General features: G+C 56.7%; 2 rRNA genes. Both read right to left on the bottom strand.

The features are described 5' to 3' along the window. Nucleotides 1-117 (bottom strand): 5S ribosomal RNA (gene rrf, locus ACGFZQ_RS52235). An 88-nt stretch (nucleotides 118-205) separates the two neighbouring features. Next, nucleotides 206-1,454 (bottom strand): 23S ribosomal RNA (locus ACGFZQ_RS52230); the annotation flags it as partial.

Here is a 1,454-nt window from a genome sequence, read left to right as displayed (position 1 = left end):
GTTCGGCGGTGTCCTACTCTCCCACAGGGTCCCCCCTGCAGTACCATCGGCGCTGTAAGGCTTAGCTTCCGGGTTCGGAATGTAACCGGGCGTTTCCCTCACGCTATGACCACCGAAACACTATGAAACTGTTTCAGCCGCACCACGCTGTGGCAACGTGGGGCTGTTCGTGGTTTCAGAACCAACACAGTGGACGCGAGCAACTGAGGACAAGCCCTCGGCCTATTAGTACCGGTCACCTCCACACCTCACGGTGCTTCCAGATCCGGCCTATCAACCCAGTCGTCTACTGGGAGCCTTACCCCATCAAGTGGGTGGGAATACTCATCTCGAAGCAGGCTTCCCGCTTAGATGCTTTCAGCGGTTATCCCTCCCGAACGTAGCCAACCAGCCATGCCCTTGGCAGAACAACTGGCACACCAGAGGTTCGTCCGTCCCGGTCCTCTCGTACTAGGGACAGCCCTTCTCAATATTCCTGCGCGCGCAGCGGATAGGGACCGAACTGTCTCACGACGTTCTAAACCCAGCTCGCGTACCGCTTTAATGGGCGAACAGCCCAACCCTTGGGACCGACTCCAGCCCCAGGATGCGACGAGCCGACATCGAGGTGCCAAACCATCCCGTCGATATGGACTCTTGGGGAAGATCAGCCTGTTATCCCCGGGGTACCTTTTATCCGTTGAGCGACGGCGCTTCCACAAGCCACCGCCGGATCACTAGTCCCGACTTTCGTCCCTGCTCGACCCGTCGGTCTCACAGTCAAGCTCCCTTGTGCACTTACACTCAACACCTGATTGCCAACCAGGCTGAGGGAACCTTTGGGCGCCTCCGTTACTCTTTAGGAGGCAACCGCCCCAGTTAAACTACCCATCAGACACTGTCCCCCACCCGGATCACGGGCGCGGGTTAGACATCCAGCACGACCAGACTGGTATTTCAACGACGACTCCACAACCACTGGCGTGGCTGCTTCAAAGTCTCCCAGCTATCCTACACAAGCCGAACCGAACACCAATATCAAACTGTAGTAAAGGTCCCGGGGTCTTTCCGTCCTGCTGCGCGAAACGAGCATCTTTACTCGTAGTGCAATTTCACCGGGCCTATGGTTGAGACAGTCGAGAAGTCGTTACGCCATTCGTGCAGGTCGGAACTTACCCGACAAGGAATTTCGCTACCTTAGGATGGTTATAGTTACCACCGCCGTTTACTGGCGCTTAAGTTCTCAGCTTCGCCACACCGAAATGTGACTAACCGGTCCCCTTAACGTTCCAGCACCGGGCAGGCGTCAGTCCGTATACATCGCCTTACGGCTTCGCACGGACCTGTGTTTTTAGTAAACAGTCGCTTCTCGCTGGTCTCTGCGGCCACCCCCAGCTCAGGAAGTAAATTCCGTCACCAGGACTGGCCCCCCTTCTCCCGAAGTTACGGGGGCATTTTGCCGAGTTCCTTAACCA

The sequence above is a fragment of the Streptomyces sp. NPDC048254 genome (assembly GCF_043201895.1).
Classification (GTDB): Bacteria; Actinomycetota; Actinomycetes; order Streptomycetales; family Streptomycetaceae; genus Streptomyces.
Note: the sequence above shows the minus strand (reverse complement) of the source record. Positions and strands in the feature narration are given on the sequence as shown.